This window comes from Deltaproteobacteria bacterium (assembly GCA_009929795.1).
Lineage (GTDB): Bacteria > Desulfobacterota > Desulfovibrionia > Desulfovibrionales > Desulfomicrobiaceae > RZZR01.
The window spans coordinates 1-2472 of record RZZR01000260.1; the positions used below are offsets into that span (position 1 = coordinate 1).

At 60.0% G+C, this 2472-nt stretch carries 2 protein-coding genes; one reads left to right on the top strand and one right to left on the bottom strand.

What is annotated here, in order from left to right; all coding sequences use genetic code 11:
* A partial coding sequence (locus EOM25_13960) for a GHKL domain-containing protein (GenBank protein NCC26279.1) occupies positions 1-577 on the top strand: 577 nt, incomplete at its 5' end.
* A 70-nt stretch (positions 578-647) separates the two neighbouring features.
* Here the strand turns inward: EOM25_13960 and EOM25_13965 are convergent.
* Positions 648-2472 (bottom strand): TonB-dependent receptor (locus tag EOM25_13965; protein NCC26280.1); only part of this gene is annotated, 1825 nt, incomplete at its 5' end.

Consider the following 2472-nt stretch of genomic DNA (forward strand, 5'->3'; position numbering starts at 1 on the left):
TTTGCGGACGCTGCCCGAGGACGACCCCCGGCGGGAAAAGTTGAAGATCATCGCCGACGAAGCCAACCGACTGGAGCATCTGCTGACCGAGGTCCGGGACTTCACCCGGCCGCCTCGACCACAGCCGAGGGAAACGGATCTGAACGGACTGGTCGGGGAGGTGCTCAGGATGTTCGAGGCTCAAGCCGCCGAACAGGGCATTGTCTGCCGGATGGATTCGGCCGAAGACATCCCAGTCTGCCGGATCGATTCCAACCAGATCAAGCAGGTTCTGATCAATCTGGTCAAGAACGCGGTGGAGGCCATGCCCGACGGAGGATCATTGAAGGTGACCACCGCAAGGGACGGTCAGCATCTCAAGGTCACGGTGGAAAATTCGGGCGAGGGGATACCCCCCGAGGTCATGAAGAGAATCTTCCATCCCTTTTTCAGCACCAAGGCCAAGGGCACGGGCTTGGGTCTGGCCGTCAGCTACAAGCTCGTCCAGGATCACGGCGGGGAAATCGTGGTCCAGAACTATGAGGGCCAGGGGGCCCGGTTCACCGTGTCCCTGCCTTTGGAAGCCAAGACAGACTGATCACGATACATCTCCGAGCGCCTGACAGGTTTTTGTTTGGGTCGGGCGATCAAGGGAGTCTTGTAAAAAATCAGAAGCGGATCTGCCAGGTGGCCACCGCGTTGATGCCGGGCTCGGCCAGCTCCACGCCGCGAGACGTGGCAAGGTAGTTGTAGTACTGCCGGTCCAGGAGGTTGTTGATGGCCAGCCCCAGTTCGTGCATGAGCCCCGAGGCCTCGAATTCCAATCCGCAACGGGCATTCACAACGGCGTAGAATGCCGACGAATCCACGCCGTTTGGTACTTCGTGCTGCGCAGCATTCCAGGCCGACTCCAGTGTCCACCAGAAGTTTTCGGTCGGATGATGTTTTATACCGACAAGGCCGTTCAGCGGGGGAATGAAGCGTAGAGGTTCACCTTGTTGAACGTCCCTCCCCCGTGTGTAGGCCAGGGTGCCGAACAGGTCCCATAGGGAGGCAAAGGCCCATTGGGCGGCGGCTTCGGCCCCGTATATCTCGGCCTTGGATACGTTCTCCATGCGGTAGAGCGTCGGATCGACCGGAGAGCTGACAATCAGGTCGTCCACGAAATTGGCATAGGCCGAAAGGTCCACGGACAGATCGCTGTCGGCGTAGTGGGTTCCCAGTTCGGCGAATATCGATCGTTCCGGATCCAGGTCCGGATTCCCCTCCTCGGTGACACCTCCGCCCAGATTTATATTTTTGAACAGTTCCGAAATGGTCGGGATGCGGTAGGAAGAGGCGATCAGACCGGTAAGACTACAGCGGTCCGTCAGCCTATAGGTGAGCCCCAGATTTCCGGCCCAGCTCATGTCGTGTCGGGACCCTGACTCCACTGTTTCCGTCCGTTCGTTGACGATGGATATCCTGTCCAGGCGGCCACCGATGTTGATGATCCAGTCCGGATTCAGGACCCAGTCGTCTTCGGCGTAGACTCCCACGGACAACTGATCGGTGTTCGGAGACGGCTTGTCCTTGAGTACTTTGCCGTTTTTGAGGGTACGGGTTCGGTCGGTGGCCATGTGCCAGTTCCATGTTTCCAGCCCCAGGGTCAAGGTATGGTCGTTCAGCCCGAAACGGTTTCGCCAATCCATGGCCAAGGTTTCATGGTCCCCGGCCGGTTCGATGCGAAGCACCTGGCCGGCGGGAAAGTTGTCGATCCGAGGCCTGCGCTCGATGATCTGGTAGCCCAGGTTCAGGGTCGAGTCTTCAAGGACGGAGTCGCTCGGGGCGAAGGAATGGACGAGCTGGGCGCGTTTGGCCGAATGGCGGGCCAGGGTCACGTCGGCTCCCACCGGGAGAGGGGCCGTACCCGATCCCGGGATGCCGACCTCGTCGGCTTCGGTGGCCCAGAGTTTGACAAGGGTCCGGTTCGGTTCGTTCCATCTGAGTCCGGCCGAGATGTCACCGAACACGTCTCGGAACTGGCTGTTGTCGACCCGGTCTCCATGGCCGTCATGGTAATCGTTGAAATGTCGGCCGGAAAGGGCCCCTCTGATCCAGACCGAATCCGAAGAATAGAGCAGATCGCCTGCCAGATCACCTCCCACCGGATTGCTGCCGCCCGACAGGAAGGTTTCACCGTGCCATTGCGGTGCGTCGGTGAAGGTGCCGCTTTTGGTGATGATGTTGACCACGCCACCGATGGACCCGGCCCCGTACAGGGCGCTGATGGGCCCCTTGAGAACCTCGATCCGTTCAATCTGCGAGGCTGGAACCAGGGCGAAGCGTCCATTGATGTCGGTGGTCATGTTGACCCGCATGCCATCGATGAGCACGACGACACTGTCCCGTGTCATGCCTCGAATGACCAGATCGGCGCTCCAGGGCGAGTCGTTGCTTCTGGATATGCCGGGCAGGCGATCCAGGGCCTCGGCGACACTTGAGACACCCAGT